We start from the raw sequence: 14,611 nt of genomic DNA, 5'->3' as shown, positions 1-14,611 counted from the left end.
TCGCGCCGGGAAGAACCTCAGTACAGCTCGGTGCACCTGCCGTTCTGGAACACGGGCCCCTCGACGACGGGAAGACCGGGGCCGGGGTCCCGCACCACGGTGTTCAGCCCTCCGTGCGCGCCGGCGGTGACCTTGTCGGCGCAGGCCTGCACCGCGGACTCGCTGTCCCCGCTCTCCCCGCCGACGTACATGTCGAGCCAGGTGGTGGCGCCCTGAGGAGCCGTCTTCAGGCTGTGGCAGGGGCCGTTCTGCGGGCTGCCCCCGTCACCGCAGGCGTCCTCGACGATGAAGTACCGGCGTACCCGCGGCATGTAGAACCGGGTGCCGGCGGGATAGTCCAGCGTGTCCTTGCCGCCCTCCATGCTGTGCCCGACCGCGAGCGTGATCGGATCGTCGTACGTACCGGTACCGCCGGCCTGCTGGTGCAGGATCGGGTCGGAGATCCGGGCGCTGCCCCGTGGGGTGTTGTCGAACCAGGTGTATCCCGTGGTGAACGCGGTGTCGATGGTCTGTCCGGAACCGCCCGTCCCCTTAGAAGCCGTGGAACCCGTGGTAGCCGCGGATCCGCCCCGGCTGCCGCTGTCCGGTACGCCGGGAGTGGTGCTGGCCGAGGGCGCCGGCGTACCGCTGCGCGTGGGCACGGGAATCGCGCTGCGCGTGGGCTCCGGGCTGGTGCCGGGGCTTGTGGTGGTGACGGTGTCGAAGGTCTTCAGGAACTGGTGGTCGCTCTGCTCGGTGCCACTGCACGACTCGGAGAGCTTGCCGGCCTCGGGACAGGCCTTGTCACGGCCCACCGCCCAGAACGACAACTGCTGGATCCCCTTGTCGACGGCGAACTTCGCGAGGCGTTCGGCGTCCTCGGTGGTGAACACCTCACCCGGGGTGTCGTTCACCCCGATCATCGGGGTGTTCCCCTCCATCGCCCACAACTCCTCGGGCGTCTTCGACGTCCAGATCTGCCCCAGCTGGTCGTGCAGACCCGTGGCCGCGTCGATCGCGGCCTGTCCCATGTCGTCGACCGCGGAGCCGTAGTCCATCGTCATGATGTTGACCAGCGACACCCGCAGCCCCGTACTCTGGGCGTCCCGCAGCATCGCCACACCGCCCGCTTCCAGACCGTGCGCGCCCGACGGCAGTGTGAACTGCACGTCCAGCCGGTGCCCCGCCGCCTCGGACTGCTGCTGCAACGCCGCCAACGCCTGGTCACGACGGTGATTGGCCGCGCTGTCGGCCAGCGCGGCACCCTCGATGTCGAAGTCCAGCCGGGACAGGTCCAGCGCGTCGACCACCGCGCGGTACTGCTCCTGCAACGCCGGGACCGAGTCACACGCCTGACCCAGCTCGGTACCCGAGGCCCCACCGAACGACGCCATCGCGTCGCCCCCCGACGAGCGCAGATTCTGCACCGCGGCCTTCCAGCCCTGATCGGTCACCGGCGTGTTGCCGTTGAAGGTGGCCTTGCAGCCACCACCGTCCAGGACGAACGCCAGGGTGGCGTACCGCAGGCCCGCCTGACGGGCCTTCTCCAGCTCCGAGGGCGACCCCCACGTCTCCATGTACGGCGCCGCGTACCGCGAGGGCCAGCCCGACCCGCCCGACGCGCCCGACGCCGGCACCCCGCTGCCCTCCGGTTCCGGGGAGGTGGAAGGGGGTTCGATGGCCTCGCCGCCATCGGTGACGAACTTCCAGCTGATGCCCTTGACGAGGCCCTTCTCCAGGGGGGCGAGCTTCCGGAACGCCGTCTGGCTGAGGTCCAGGTGGCCGGCGTCGCACGAGGGGCACATGTCCTTGACGGGCACGGTGATCGTTTTGCCGTTGTACGTCACCTGGACGTCAACTCCCCGGCACAGCCGGTCCTGGTTGGGGTCGGCGGACGTCCACCACTCGTGGGAGACGGCGACGAGGTCCTCGGTGGCCGCGTCGACCACGCTGCCGCACGCGCCGTACCCGCTGTCGTTGTAGTACGTCATCTGGCCGGAGACGGTCCGGGTACTGACCGGGTTGTCAGCCAGTGCCAAGGACACACCTCCCAAGGTGACGGTCACCAGGGCGACGGCACCGCCCGCGATGATCCGGTTCCGGATGAACACGCAATCTCCTGGTCGGTCTCATGTGCTGTGGATCGGTTCTCGGCTCGGAACCCGGAGGCCGGCGGTCGGGCGACCCGGACCCGCCCCGACGCACCTGGGACGGTCGGGGACGGCCGCCGCGCAGGGCCGATCATCGGAGAAGCGGACGGGTCATGGCAGCGATCCGCCCGGGCGTCTGCCCGGCGAGCCACTCACTCCGCCTCTTCGGTCACTGGCTGGACGGCGCCGGGGCGCAACCGCCCGCCCCCGCCGCGCCCTTCACCGCAGGAGGGGCCATGTCACCTCGTGCACGAGCCACCGTCCGAAAGGGCACGGCCGCACCCGTCTTCTTGCGGTCCGTCGTACGCGCCTGCTGGGATGGACGGTGCCGGGTGGACAGCTTTTCCCCGGAAGAGCCGCACGACACGAAGCCACGGCGACCAGTGAGAAGGGCATGAGCGAGACTCCTGACCGGCCCACCGGACCGGAGCGGACCGCCGGAGCCGGCAGGTGCCCCACGGGCAGGCGTACCACCGCGTCGGGCGACGCCCTGTGAGGCGACGGACGACCGGCCTCGGCCCGCTGCGGACGCTCGTTCCCCGGCTCGGCGGACCGGGCCGTCCGGCCCGGTCCGGACCCGTCCATCTGCTCGCGTCCGACTCCGAGGAGTCGGCGCGGCTCGCCGAGACGGTCGACGCGCTGAGCGGCGGGGAGCGGGACCGGGCGACCGTCGTGGTCGCGGCGAGCCTCTCGGACGCCCCGCACCTGTGGAAGCGGCTCACGCCGGTCCTCGACGAGTGCCGCCGGTCCGGCATCACCGGTGTGCGGCTGCTGTGGTCCGGCGCGGGAGCCGACCTGCCGGGGCGTCCCGCTCCCGCGAGGCACATCTGCGACACCTGGGAGATGGAGGTCATCGCCCCCGCCGGTCCCGTGGTCGTCGCTCCCGGCGGGTCGCTCTTCACCCCCACCGGACCGGACGGCTGGTGGCACTTCACCCCCGGACTGGGCCCCCGGCCGCTCGGGCTCCGTCATCCCGTGCCGAGCTGGGAGGACGCGGCGGCACACCTGACGCCCGACGCCGTCGGCGGCCACGTGGTCGAGCCCGTGCCCGCGGGGGTGCTGATCCGCACGGCCGGACCGGTGCCGGACGGCGAACGGGCCGTCGGCGCCTCGATCCCCGTGGACGAACACCGGCTCGCCGTCGTGGTGGGCACCCCCGGCACACCCCCGGTCCCCGCACCGGCGCTGGCCGAGCTGCTGGCCCTCCTGCCCTCACGGGCCCGCGCCACCGCACGCCTCGTTCCCGGAGACGGGCGGGACCTGCTGCACACCGGCCAGGAGACCGCCGATCTGCTCGGCACCGAGGTCGAGGTCCTCAGCGGCGTTCCCGCGCTGCTGGAGCGGGCGGACGGCACCGGGGCCGAAGAGGCCGTCGTGCTGATCGGAGCGGACGGCGAACCGTCGTGGCGGTCCTACGTGGAATCCGTCGCCTGTCTCCCGGCGCACGGCGGGCCCGCTCCGGCCCCGCGCCTTCTCCGGTGGCGCCCGCCCGTCGCCGGACCGGCCGCCGCCGAGGACGGGGTGCTGGTGCTGGACGCCCGGTGGCAGGTCGCCGTCACCCGCGCCGGACTGTGGGTGGGGTCCCACGGCGGCACACCCCCGGAGGCGTCCGGACGGGCGCTCGCCCGCGAGACGATGATGGTCCATGTCGGTGTGCCGGGGCAGCGGCTCGACGACGGGCTGTGGCCCGTGCTCGACACGCTGGTGGAGCGACTGGAGCCGTCCGTGCAGGGGCGGACGACGCTGCACGTGCTCGGGAGTTGCGGCGCACAGGGACGGCGTCTGATGCGACGCGTCGCCGACCGGCGGGGACTCGCCCTGGAGTACCGGCAGGAGGCGTCCGCCGGCTCCGCGGAGGATCCGGCGCAGGAGCGTTCCCGGCCGGAACAGCCGCGTACCGCGGCCCGGCCCGCGCCCGACGCCCCCGCCGCCGAGGCCCCCTGGCACGCTTCGCCGATGAGCGTGACGATCCGGCGGGTGGCCGCCCCGCCCGCGCCGGCCCCCGACGTCCGGGCCGTCCCCGCCTCCGCCGGCAGAAAGGCCCCGGCGCCGCCGGGTTTCGCCCAGGCACTCGCCGCGAGCCGTTCGGTGGGCGGGCCGGGCGGCCGTGTTGTACCGGTGCCCTGGAAGGTCTCACACGAGGCCCCGGCCCAGGAACCGGCCGCCCCCGCGCGGAGCACGGCCGCCGCTCCGCCCCCACCGGTGTCGTCCGCGGCGCCGTCGCCCGCGCCCGCCCCGGCCGTCACCCGGGAGCGTCCGCCCGCGCCCGCCGCCCCCGCGCGCCGGGCCGCCCTCCCCGTACGCGTCACTCCGCTGCACCGGAGCGATCCCGCCGACAGACAGGTGCTCCAGGCCCTGGCCGGTGAGCAGTGGTGGCAGCAACAGGCGGCGGTCGCCCGGACATTGATGGTGGTGCCCGGGCTGCGCCCGCACAGCCGGAACGAGGAGGCGCATGCGGACCTGGTCGCGGTGCGCTGCTTCCTCACCCTCGACGACGGCCCGCTGAGCTGGACCTGGCTGGAGCAGCGCCTGGCGGAGGGGGCGGACGACGCGCTCGCCTACCTGTCCTGTCTGGCGTCCGGTCTGCGCCGGCTCCCGTCGTACCGCGGGATCGTGGTCCGCGACGCGGGAGCCCTCCCGCCGGAGGCGGCAGCGCCGAGCCCGGGGAGCGAACTGCGCGAGGCCGGGCCGGTCGGCACGCTGACCCTGGACGGGGCTCCCGTGCCGGCGGCCGACCGGTACCTCATCTGGTCGGTGACCGGGCGGCGGGTGCGCGGCCTGTTCGCCCCGGTTCCGGGGGCGGTCCAGGGTGAGGAGGTCGTCTTCGCCCCCGGTACGCGCTTCCGTGTCCTCGGGACGCGGGGGCGGCCCGGAGCCATGACGGTACTGCTGCGAGAGGTCGCCGAGGGCGACCCCACCGCGCGTTCCGGTCAGCACGAGGCGCAGGACAGGGGCGCCCTGGCAGCGCTCACCCAGGTGGTGGACCGGGCCCCGGGCGCCGGTGCCGCCGCCTCGTGGCCGCCCCGGCTCGCCGGGCAGCTGGCCGAGCGGCCCCGGGACGGCGACCGCGCTTGACCACACCGGCCGGCTCCGCCGTGCCGGTCGCATCCACCCCCGCAGCAGAGGAGAAGAACATGTCCGCTGAGCGCAGGACGCCGAGGCGCGGTGCGCAGCCGGAAGCCACCGAGCAGTTGAGGATGCGGCGAGCCGTGGTGCTGTCCGCACCCCCCGCCACCGCCCCCGCCGCACCCGGGACCGAGGAACCGCGGCGGAGGGACTCGGGGACGGCCGCGCGGGCGGCTCGCGGCGGGGCGGCGGCCACCGGCCTGCGCGATGCGGGTGCGCACCGCTCGGGGGAGGGGCCGCGGTCCGGCGACCGGCCGGAGGGACGCGATCGGCGCAGGGCCGCCGGAGGGGGATCCGGCGCGCAGGGCGGTCCGGCGGAAGGCGCCGCGCCCGCCGGTGACGCCAAACCCAGCCAGCGGCCGTTGCTGGCCGCGGCGGCGGTCGCCGGAGCGGTGCTGGTCGCGTTGCCCCTGGCACTGAACCACAACGACGGTGACCACGAGGCCGACGTCGAGTCCTCCGGCCGGCAGTCGCCCTCGCCGCAGACGGTCGGACCGGACTTCACCATCGACGTTCCCACCCACCCGGCTCCCGCGACCACCTCCCGTTCCCCGCTGTCCTCCTCGTCCGCCACGCCCTCCTCGTCCTCGCCGCCCGCCCCGTCGGCTTCCGGCATCCCCGTGTCTCCCCGCAAGCCGTACCAGGGCCCCGGTATACGCGCCCCCCACCCCGAGGTCTCGTCCACGCCCCGCTCCTCGCCGCATGCCCCCGTTGTCCTCGCCGACGGCGCACCCCGCCGGGAGAGCCACGCCGCGTACGCGTCCGGGGACGGGGGGCGCCGGGGGACCGCGCACACCACGGTGGCGGCGGCGGCCGCCGCGGGCACCAAGCCCTCGTCGGCGTCCGGTTCTCCGGCGGCCTCGGCCGCCTCCGTCCCGTCCATGTCCACGGGGCCGCTCCGTACCGCCGCGGTCAGGAGCACGAACCGCCAGGGAACACCGGCCGGTCAGGGCCCGTCGGTCCCGAACGGCCAGGGAACACCGGCCGGTCAGAGCCCGTCGGCCCCGCCGGTCGCCCCGGCCGTCCAGACGGTGGCGGCCGCTCGGACCACGCCCGACCCCACCGGGCGGTCCGCCACGGCGCCGGCCGCGGACGGCCTGGTCGTCCAGGCCACCCGCGTCCTGGAGATCGGCGCCTCGATCGAGTCGGACCGGGCCCGGTTGTCCATGCAGGACGACGGCAACCTGGTCATCACCGACGAGAACGGCACGGTCCGCTGGTCCTCCCACACCGAGGGCCGGGGCTACAAAACGGTCTTCCAGGCCGACGGCCACCTCGTCGTCTACACCCGCGACGACCAGACGGCCTGGTCCTCCGGGACCGCCGGGCACGACGGCGCCGAGCTGGTGCTCCAGGACGACGGCAACGTGGTGATCCAGCAGGACGGCACGACCCTGTGGGTCAGCGGAACCGCTCACTGAGCCGGACCGGTCGGTCCGCGGCGCCGGTTCCCCCCGGCGCCGCGGCCGGGTTCCCCAGGCCGGGTGGCCGGGCGAAAGGATCCGGCGTGCCGCACCGCACGAGACCGCTCCCCTCGTCCGCGCGCCAGACCCGCAGCGCCTCCTGGAGTTCCCTCACGACCGTCCGGACGGGGACGCTCGCCGCGGACCGCGCCGGGAGTTCCCGCATCAGCAGGACGGTACGCTCGCCCCGCCGGACCCGGACCCCCAGGACCTCGAACCGCGTCCCCGGCGCGAACAGCACCCGGTCCGGCAGCTCCGGTTCGAGCAGGGCCGTACGGCGGCCGGTGACCGAGCGGATGACGATGTCGGTGTTGCCCGCTCGCCCGGGATTCCCGGTGAGGGACGCGGAGCACACGCCCCGCTCGACGACCTGACGGTGCGTGTCGTACCACCGCGTCTCGGCCTCGCCGAGATCCGCGCGCAGCGCCACCACACCGTCGTGCGCGGGCAGCAGGGCCAGTCCCTCCAGGGCCGACGCGGTCGGCACCGGCATCTCACCCCCCGGGTCCCCGTGTTCGTGGCCGGTGCGCCGGGCGTGAACGGTCAGCTGGAGGCGGGCCGCGACGAGTCCGGCCAGTACGGCCTCGGGCGGGTGGTTCCGGCCCAGCTCCGGGTTGCGCTGGAGCGCCAGGGCGACGATCGCGGCGTCCTTGGGTGAACCCGCGCCGGCGAGCGGGCCGTCCGTCGGCCGCTCCGGCTCCGTCCCGGCCTCTTCGGACGGCGACCCGTCCGCGGCCGGCGGCAGTTCCCCGGCGACCCGGGTCGTGACCCCCGCCCCGGGTCGTACGCCCCAGGGGCGGCCCGCGGTCAGCACCCGTACCAGCAGGCCGGTCTCCGGGGGCAGCCGCCGCACGACGTCCTCGGCCAGCTGCTGCGACCGGGGCAGCGCCTCGTCCACGCTGTCGTCGCACAGGATCAGCTCGTGGTGCGGGTCGGGGGGAGCGGCGCGTACCTCGTCGGCGTACGGCGGTGCGGCGGAGGGCCGTATCCACAGACCCCAGGGGAGGACCTCCAGCGTCACACCCGACCCGCCGCGGTACAGGCCCCGGCGGAGCATCGGCAGGTGGTCCAGGGGCCAGTGGTGGTCGACCACGAGCACCGGGTCGGACGGTCCGCCCGGTTCCGGGGGCAGATGGAGGTACTCGCGGGCGAGGACGGGACGGCCCGGTGTCCCGTCCCGCTCCAGGAGCAGCACCTCGTCCCGCGGCGCGCGCCCGACGACCGGGTCGCTGGTGGGAAAGCCGTTGTACACGTGCACCGGCTCCCCGGTCATGGCGGCGAGCGCCTCGCCGAAGGGACGGCCCCCGGGCGTCCGCGCCTGCCCGGACAGTACGACGCGCATCGTGGCCCTGGCATCCTCGTCCAGGTCCTGCCAGAAGCGGGCGATGTCCGCCGGTGCCGGTCCGGGAGCGTCGGGAGTGCCGATCACCACGGTGGCCGCGTCGCTCCGGCAGCGCAGGCGGGCCGCCAGGTACCGGCGGTGGCGGTGCTGGGCGGCGTCCTCGCGCGCCGGGCGGAGCCACACCCCGGCGTTCACCGGTTCGGCCACGGCGTACTTCCCCACCGGCCAGGGGCGGTCCGGCAGCGTCCCGTCCCACGCGGGCCGGGGGAAGCGGCGGGACACGTACCGTTCCCGGCCCTCCGGGGTGCAGAGCACCCAGCCGCGGCCCCGGTCCGCTCCGATGAACAGGGCGCCCCCGGCGGACGGGAGCAGCACGCCGTCCGGTACGACCACCTGCTGTCCCAGCCGCCCGGCCAGCCAGCGTCCCGCGGCGGCGGGCCCCTGCGACGGGGCTCTGCCGAACACCAGCCGCAGGCCGCGCGGACCGGCGGGCACCGCACGCGCCACGGCTTCCTCCACCGCGTCCAGCGCCGTTTCCGGCGGAAGGTCCACCACGACGACCGAGTGCTCGGGGTCGGCTGCCAGACCGGCGGCGAACAGCAGGGACCGCCGGTCGGGGCCGGTGGCCGGGTGCACCAGCCAGGCGCTGCCGACGCGTTGCACCGCCAGCTCGGCGGACGGCGGTTCGCGGCGTTCGACGGCAAGAGAGCGCGTCCTCGGTGGCAGCCACGGCCGCTTCCTGCCGGCCGTACCGGTGCCGTCCCTGCCGCTGGGGATCAAGTCCCTCTCCGGCACGCCGCGGAACCGCCGGGGGGGAGCGCGCCGTCGGCGCGGGCGTCCCGGGAGAGGGGCCGGCGGCGGAGGCGGGCACGGGATGTGCCGGCCACCGCGGCGGGGGACGACGGCCGGGGTGCGACCGGTCCGGTCACCTGACAGGGGTTCATCCGCGGCATCTCCGTCGTCGTGCTGGGGTCCCGCTCGTGCGTGCCGGAACCCTCGGACTCCGCGTCACGTCCGGGCCGATGATATAGAGACCGGCCGCGGCCGGCACGGCCGTCGCGCGGCCTCGGAGCCAGCGTGTCCGTCCGGGCGGAATGACTGCCCGTACGCACACGGGTGCCGCGGGCCGCCGCCCGTCAGCGCGTGTGCGCGGAGGGAAGGCGGAGCCATATCTCGAAGTGGCCCGTGCCCACGGAGGTGCGGTACGTCAGGGCGCTGGCCAGCCGGTACCTGCCGCTGGTGCGCATCTCCCCGCGGATGAGGGTCTGGACGTCCCCCGGCTCGTCGGACCAGTCCAGTACGACGCCGTCGAACCAGCCGTCGTCGACAGCGGCCCGGTAACCGTCCGGACCCGTGAGATGGCGTCCCTGACGTCCGGTGTAGTCGATGTAGTAGATCGAGGTCCACAGGGTGTAGTCGGTGAGGCCTTCGCGGCCGAGGTAGTACACGGGCGCCTCGTGCGGCTGACCCAGCCACTTCTGCCCCGGCCGCACGTTCTTCGCCAGTTCCGGCATCAGGTAGGTGGTGTCGGGCCAGATGCCGTAGTTCTGCGCCGACTGCGACATGCCGAGGGTCAGGGCCAGCACTCCCACGGTGATGGCCGCCTGCGGGAACCTGAAGTGCGCCCCCATCAGACGGCTGACGCCCACGCCCGCCATCGGGGCGGCGAACAACAGGCCGTATCCGATGTGCTTGTGGAGCGAGACGCTGGTCTGGAGGTGGAACTGGTACGCGGGAGCGAGCAGCGCGGTGCCGGTGAGAACGACCCCCAGGGTCAGGCGCCAGCCGCGCCCCGGACCCGTCCGGGGCCCGCCCGGCACCTCGCCGAGGCGGTCGCGGCGCGTGTACAGCCCGGTGCCGAGGCAGGCCAGGAGGAAGATCAGGCCACCCCAGCGGAAGCAGTCCCAGGCCATGGTCATGAGGGAGGTGCTGCCGTGCGCGCGGTCGGTGGTGGTGCTCCGGATCGCCTGGAGGTAGTCGGTGGCGGCCAGGCCGATGCCGAGCAGGACGGTCACGCCGGCCGTGAACACCGCGCCGCGCAGGAGTGCCCGACGCCCGCCGAGGCGCCGGTGGGCGGCCAGTACCAGTACGGCGGCGACGGTCGGGAGGAACAGCGCGGACGCGTACTTGACCCCCACCGCGAGGGCCGCCACCGGTGCCGCGGCCAGCGGCAGTGCCCAGTGGCCGTGGGCGACCCGGACGAGGATCCAGGCGCTGAGCGCGAGCAGGAGGATGGCCATCGCGTCGTAGGTCGCGAAGTAGCCCAGGAACAGCGTCGACTGGCAGACGGCGAAGACTCCCGCCGCGCAGAGCGCGGTCCGCTCGTTGAAGAGCATGCGGGTGAAGGAGTAGAGCAGGCCGGTGGCGCCCAGCATGAAGGCCAGGCTCATCAGGCGCACCGCGGTCAGCCCCCCGGCGGAGTCGATCCAGGCGGCGAGCACGGGGTAGAGGGCGGGCGAGCCGGAGAAGTAGCTGCTGAAGCCGCCGTAGTCGGGAACGCCGTGGAACAGGTGGTCGATCATGGCGTGGCCGGCGTAGACGTACAGCGCCTCGTCCTCGAAGGCCGTGTTGTGCAGGCGCAGGGACAGGACCGCCTGGACCAGCAGCAGGCAGGCCAGCAGGGCGCGGCTGACCCAGGTACGGCGGGCACCCGGCTCGGCGGACCAGCCCCGGTCGGGAACCGGCCCGAGCACCCAGTCCGCCCGGGTGATCTCGTCGAAGGTGTACCCGGGCGCGGGTTCAGGGCCGCGGGCGGGCAGCACCCGCAGCCGCAGGGTCGACTCGGGGTCGAACGGCCCGGGATGCGCGGGGCCGGCGGTACCCGGGACGGACGTCCCGGCGGCACGACCGGGGACGGCGACCACCGGGTCCTCTGCGGTCGTCACGGGCGCCTCACATCGAAGCCGAAGTGCGGGTCGGCGACACCGCGGCGGAAGGCCGCGAGCGCCTCGGTGCTGCTGTCGATCCGCCAGTCGGTCTTCTTGTCCAGGTCCAGCCAGACGAAGCCGACCACGTCCCGGTGGGCCGTCACCCCGCGCATCAGGTCGGTGATGTCCGCGGGTTTGCGGGCACCGGGCTCCGCGGCGGTCTCGGCGACGAGCACCGGAATCCGGGTGAAGGCCCTGGCCTTCTTGATGGTGGGGGCGAAAAGCGTGCCGAACGTGTGCGGTCCGGTCCTGGTGTAGTACCCGACGAGGCCCAGCCAGTCCGCGTAGGCGTCACCCGGGTAGTACGACCGCAACCGCGCCGACGGGCCGGGGCCGGGGCCGGCCACCGTGGGGCTCCAGACCCAGATGACGTTGGACACCCCCGTGTCCTGGAAGAGGTCGTGGAGGTGCCGCCACGCGCCCACGAACTCCTCGGGCGCGGCCTTGCGCGTGCCCCACGGGTAGCGGTCGCCGTTCATCTGGGGGGCGAACCCGATGGCGACCGGCACGTTGAGGTCGCGGACGGTCTGCGCGGTGCGCCGGATGTAGGCGTCGTCACGGCCCCCGGAGATGTCACGGAGCGTCGAGGTCCAGGGTTCCCAGACGATGTACGGCAGCACCTTGCGTCTCCAGATCGCCAGGGTCCCGTCCGTCGGGAAGCCGGCGCCCCAGGCGAGGCGGTAGGAGAGCAGGTTGGGCGCTTTGCCGGCCTTGACGGCGAAGGCATCGAGGGCGCCCGCTGTCGCGGTCCCCCCGGCGAACGCGGCTCCGAGGTACTTGCGGCCGCGCTCGGGCCGGATCATCCAGGTGACGTCGAACGGCAGGTACGGCGCGGTCCTGACGAGGGGCCCCCGCCCGCCGGCGCCGATGGGCGCCGTGCGGCTCGGGGCGCAGCCGGCCGCCGAGGAGGCCGCGGCGGCGAGCGCCCAGGCCAACGCGCTCCTGCGCCCGACGGCGGTCATACGGGAGCCCTTCCGGCCGTGACGGCGGCCTGCCCGGGAGAGCCGGCCGCGCCCGCGGGCTCGTCCGGGCGGGGCAGGACGAGGAGGCGGAGCACGGCCGCCGCGTAGAAGAGCCCGGAACCGAGCGGCAGGGCGAAGTCCTCCGGCACCATCGTGTCCATCCGCCACACGGCGGCTCCGATCCAGAGCGCGGTGACGGGCACGGTCCAGGCCCAGATCCCGATCCACAGGCGCCGGACGTCGTTCCTCCGCGCGCCTCCCGCCCCGGTGGGCTGCCAGCCCATGGCGCGGCGGCGCAGCACGTCCCAGATGGCGAAGGTGTGCGACCAGCTGTAGAGGACCCGGGCCGCCCATGCCTCCAGGCGGTACGGACTGCGGTGCCACAGCGGGTAGACGACGACGAGGTAGACCATGCCGGGCAGGAGCAGCCACATGTCGGTGAACTTGACCTGCTCGGGGAAGAACAGCAGCAGCACGCACACGATCAGGGGGCCGGTGAAGATCATCAGCGCCGACTCGATGTAGTAGACGAACCCCGAGACGTAACACAGGCGGCTGACCAGGCGCATCCTCACCCGCCAGAAGTTCTCCAGGCTGCCCAGCATGCTCATGGAGGCCATGCACCAGCGGTACTGCTGGCTGTAGTAGGCGCCGATGGTGTCCGGGCACAGGCCGGTGGCGAGCGCGAGAGGGACGTACCGCAGGTCCCAGCCGCGCGCCCGCAGGTCGAATCCGGTGTGCATGTCCTCGGAGTGCTCGATCAGGCTGGTGCCGCCGACCTCGGCGAGCGCGGTGCGCCGGTAGACGGCGCAGGAGCCGACGCAGATGGAGCCGTCGCTCCGCTGCCGGGAGACCTGGACCGACCGGTAGAACAGCTCCTGGACGGCGCCGGCGCCGCGCTCGATCCAGTTCTGCTGGTGGAGGATGCGGAAGAACTGGGGGGACTGCACGATCCCGGCGTTCGGGTCGGCGTCCATGTACGGCAGCAGCTCGTCGAGGAGATCGGCCCGGGGGGCGAAGTCGGCGTCCAGGATCAGGATGAACTCGCCGTCCGAGCGTTCGAAGCCGTAGCGCAGGTTGCCGGCCTTCTTGAACCAGCCGCGGTTGGGCCGCACGAGGTAGCGGAAACCGAAGTCGTCGGCCATGGCGGCGACCTCCGGGCTGTCGGAGTCGTCGAGGACGAGGGGGGTGACCCGCCCCGGGTAGGTCTCGGCCAGCCGCCGCAGATGCGTCCAGGTGTTGTGCAGTACCGCGATCGGCTCGCCGCACACCGGGAGGAAGACGTCGACCGACGGGTACTCCCGTGGCTTCCAGGAGCGCACCAGTTCGCGGTGGGCTTCGAGGCGGAAGTCGGGAGTGAAGAGGTCCAGCCTGAGCGCTATCAGGAAGCCCAGCGCGGACAGCAGCAGGACCGGGGTGAACAGCCAGATCCACGGACCGTGCCGGGCCGAGTCGATCTGGCTGTAGGCGACGCACACGAACCCGACGAACGACGTGAGGCTGAGCAGCCAGGTGCGGCGCACGACGTACGCGTGCTTCTCCCGGTCATCGGGAGGCGTGGGGAGCAGTCCCTCGGGAGCCGCCGGGCGTGGCGCCCGGCCCTCCCCGGGGCGCCCCGCCGCGCGGGACGGCCGTGCGGACCCGGTGGGAACAAGAACACGGTGGGCGGCCATGACGTCGGGCTCCAGAGGCGGCTGGTGAGGGTGCTGTCACGGCGCGCCGAGGTGGCGACCGACGCCGCTCGGCCGACAGCATGACGGCCAGGCTAGGGACCCGTCCGGCGAGGTACGCACACGCCGGCATACCCGGGGCCGTTGGGGCAGGACTCCTGCACCAAGGGACGGAAGGCGCGCCGCCGGGGCGGCGATGAGACCGCCCGCGGACCAGGAAGGCGACCTGGCACGGGCGATGTCGCCCCGGTCCCCACGCGGATGCCTCGAGCCGGCTCGTGGGGGATGTGAGTGCTCGCGGGCACCGCTGCGGCCCTTAAGGGCAGGAACAGGCATCCGCTTTGGCGTACTCGGTGCAACAAGATCAACATTTTTCTCGGAAGCCGCAAGGAAGAACGTTCACTTCCACGTCCCGCAAGGCGCCCCCGTACCCGCTCACGCGGCCGGCGGGGCACCCCCATGTCCGTCAGGAGCCTTCGTGCAGTCACCGCACCAACCCGCCGCTTCCGTCGACCGAGCCCGCGAGGACTACGAGGAGCACCGGCGCTACTGCCGCCAGTGCGCGCTCAGTCCCGCCCCTTGCTCGGCGGCGAAGCATCTGAGACGGGTGTACAACAACGCCACCCGGGCGATCCGGTCCGGCGAGTCCCGCCGCACGACGCCCCGATGAGCACCCCTCTCCTTCGTGCAGGGAAGCCTGCGCGCCGCGGAGGCCGGCCGAAGGGACACGTCGAAGCGGTCCCGCCCGGTTAAGACGGGCTGCCGTGGCGGGAAGCCGGGAGGGCACAGCCGTGACGTGGACCGCGCGCGGGGCCGACTCCCGCCGTGTGCACGGTGTGGATCAGTGCGCTGTCGGTAACGGCCCGGTGCGCTGACCGGAAACCCGGCCGGGCACATCGGCATAGCTTGGCGTCGCGGCGCTTCACGGAGACGGCTTCGCACCTTGCGAGCACGCGCCGGTGACCCGGCGCCTCGCCGAAAGCCCATGCTGC

Annotated in this window: 7 protein-coding genes; 2 read left to right on the top strand and 5 right to left on the bottom strand. The window is 74.0% G+C overall.

Annotated features, from left to right (window positions below; translation table 11 throughout):
- Positions 1-17 precede the first annotated feature (17 nt).
- Positions 18-2,090, bottom strand: a complete 2,073-nt coding sequence (locus ACGFT1_RS27305) for a cysteine/serine endopeptidase inhibitor (RefSeq protein ID WP_373911637.1) — start codon at positions 2,088-2,090, stop codon at positions 18-20.
- Between the two features lie 531 nt (positions 2,091-2,621).
- On the opposite strand from ACGFT1_RS27305, the gene ACGFT1_RS27300 reads away from it, so the two are divergent.
- Both ACGFT1_RS27300 and ACGFT1_RS27295 read left to right on the top strand, forming a co-directional pair.
- Positions 2,622-5,204, top strand: coding sequence for a hypothetical protein (locus ACGFT1_RS27300; RefSeq protein ID WP_373911636.1), 2,583 nt, complete (start codon positions 2,622-2,624; stop codon positions 5,202-5,204).
- 59 nt (positions 5,205-5,263) lie between these two features.
- The gene (locus ACGFT1_RS27295) at positions 5,264-6,676 is read left to right on the top strand and encodes a hypothetical protein (RefSeq protein ID WP_373911635.1); all 1,413 of its coding nucleotides are present in this window, start codon (positions 5,264-5,266) and stop codon (positions 6,674-6,676) included.
- Here ACGFT1_RS27295 and ACGFT1_RS27290 read toward each other — a convergent pair.
- From ACGFT1_RS27290 to ACGFT1_RS27275, 4 genes are all read right to left on the bottom strand, one after another.
- The gene (locus ACGFT1_RS27290; RefSeq protein ID WP_373911634.1) at positions 6,657-8,840 is read right to left on the bottom strand and encodes a hypothetical protein; all 2,184 of its coding nucleotides are present in this window, start codon (positions 8,838-8,840) and stop codon (positions 6,657-6,659) included. The two genes, ACGFT1_RS27295 and ACGFT1_RS27290, sit on opposite strands and share 20 nt — an antisense overlap.
- Positions 8,841-9,196: 356 nt before the next feature.
- Positions 9,197-10,945, bottom strand: coding sequence for an ArnT family glycosyltransferase (locus ACGFT1_RS27285; RefSeq protein WP_373911633.1), 1,749 nt, complete (start codon positions 10,943-10,945; stop codon positions 9,197-9,199).
- Complete coding sequence (locus ACGFT1_RS27280) at positions 10,942-11,949, bottom strand: glycoside hydrolase family 26 protein (protein WP_373911632.1); 1,008 nt, start codon at positions 11,947-11,949, stop codon at positions 10,942-10,944. The genes ACGFT1_RS27285 and ACGFT1_RS27280 overlap by 4 nt, the downstream gene beginning before the upstream one ends.
- On the bottom strand, positions 11,946-13,622 hold the full coding sequence (locus ACGFT1_RS27275; RefSeq protein ID WP_373911631.1) for a glycosyltransferase family 2 protein: 1,677 nt from the start codon (positions 13,620-13,622) through the stop codon (positions 11,946-11,948). Before ACGFT1_RS27275 ends, ACGFT1_RS27280 begins: the two co-directional genes overlap by 4 nt.
- Between the last annotated feature and the right edge of the window lie 989 nt (positions 13,623-14,611).

It is taken from the genome of Streptomyces sp. Y20, assembly GCF_043195475.1.
Classification (GTDB): domain Bacteria; phylum Actinomycetota; class Actinomycetes; order Streptomycetales; family Streptomycetaceae; genus Streptomyces.
Note: the sequence above shows the minus strand (reverse complement) of the source record. Positions and strands in the feature narration are given on the sequence as shown.

Excerpts from the sequence above, each read along its gene's own strand:
- ACGFT1_RS27295 (WP_373911635.1), top strand. The coding sequence starts at position 5,264 with ATGTCCGCTGAGCGCAGGACGCCGAGGCGCGGTGCGCAGCCGGAAGCC.
- ACGFT1_RS27280 (WP_373911632.1), bottom strand. The coding sequence starts at position 11,949 with ATGACCGCCGTCGGGCGCAGGAGCGCGTTGGCCTGGGCGCTCGCCGCC.
- ACGFT1_RS27275 (WP_373911631.1), bottom strand. The coding sequence starts at position 13,622 with ATGGCCGCCCACCGTGTTCTTGTTCCCACCGGGTCCGCACGGCCGTCC.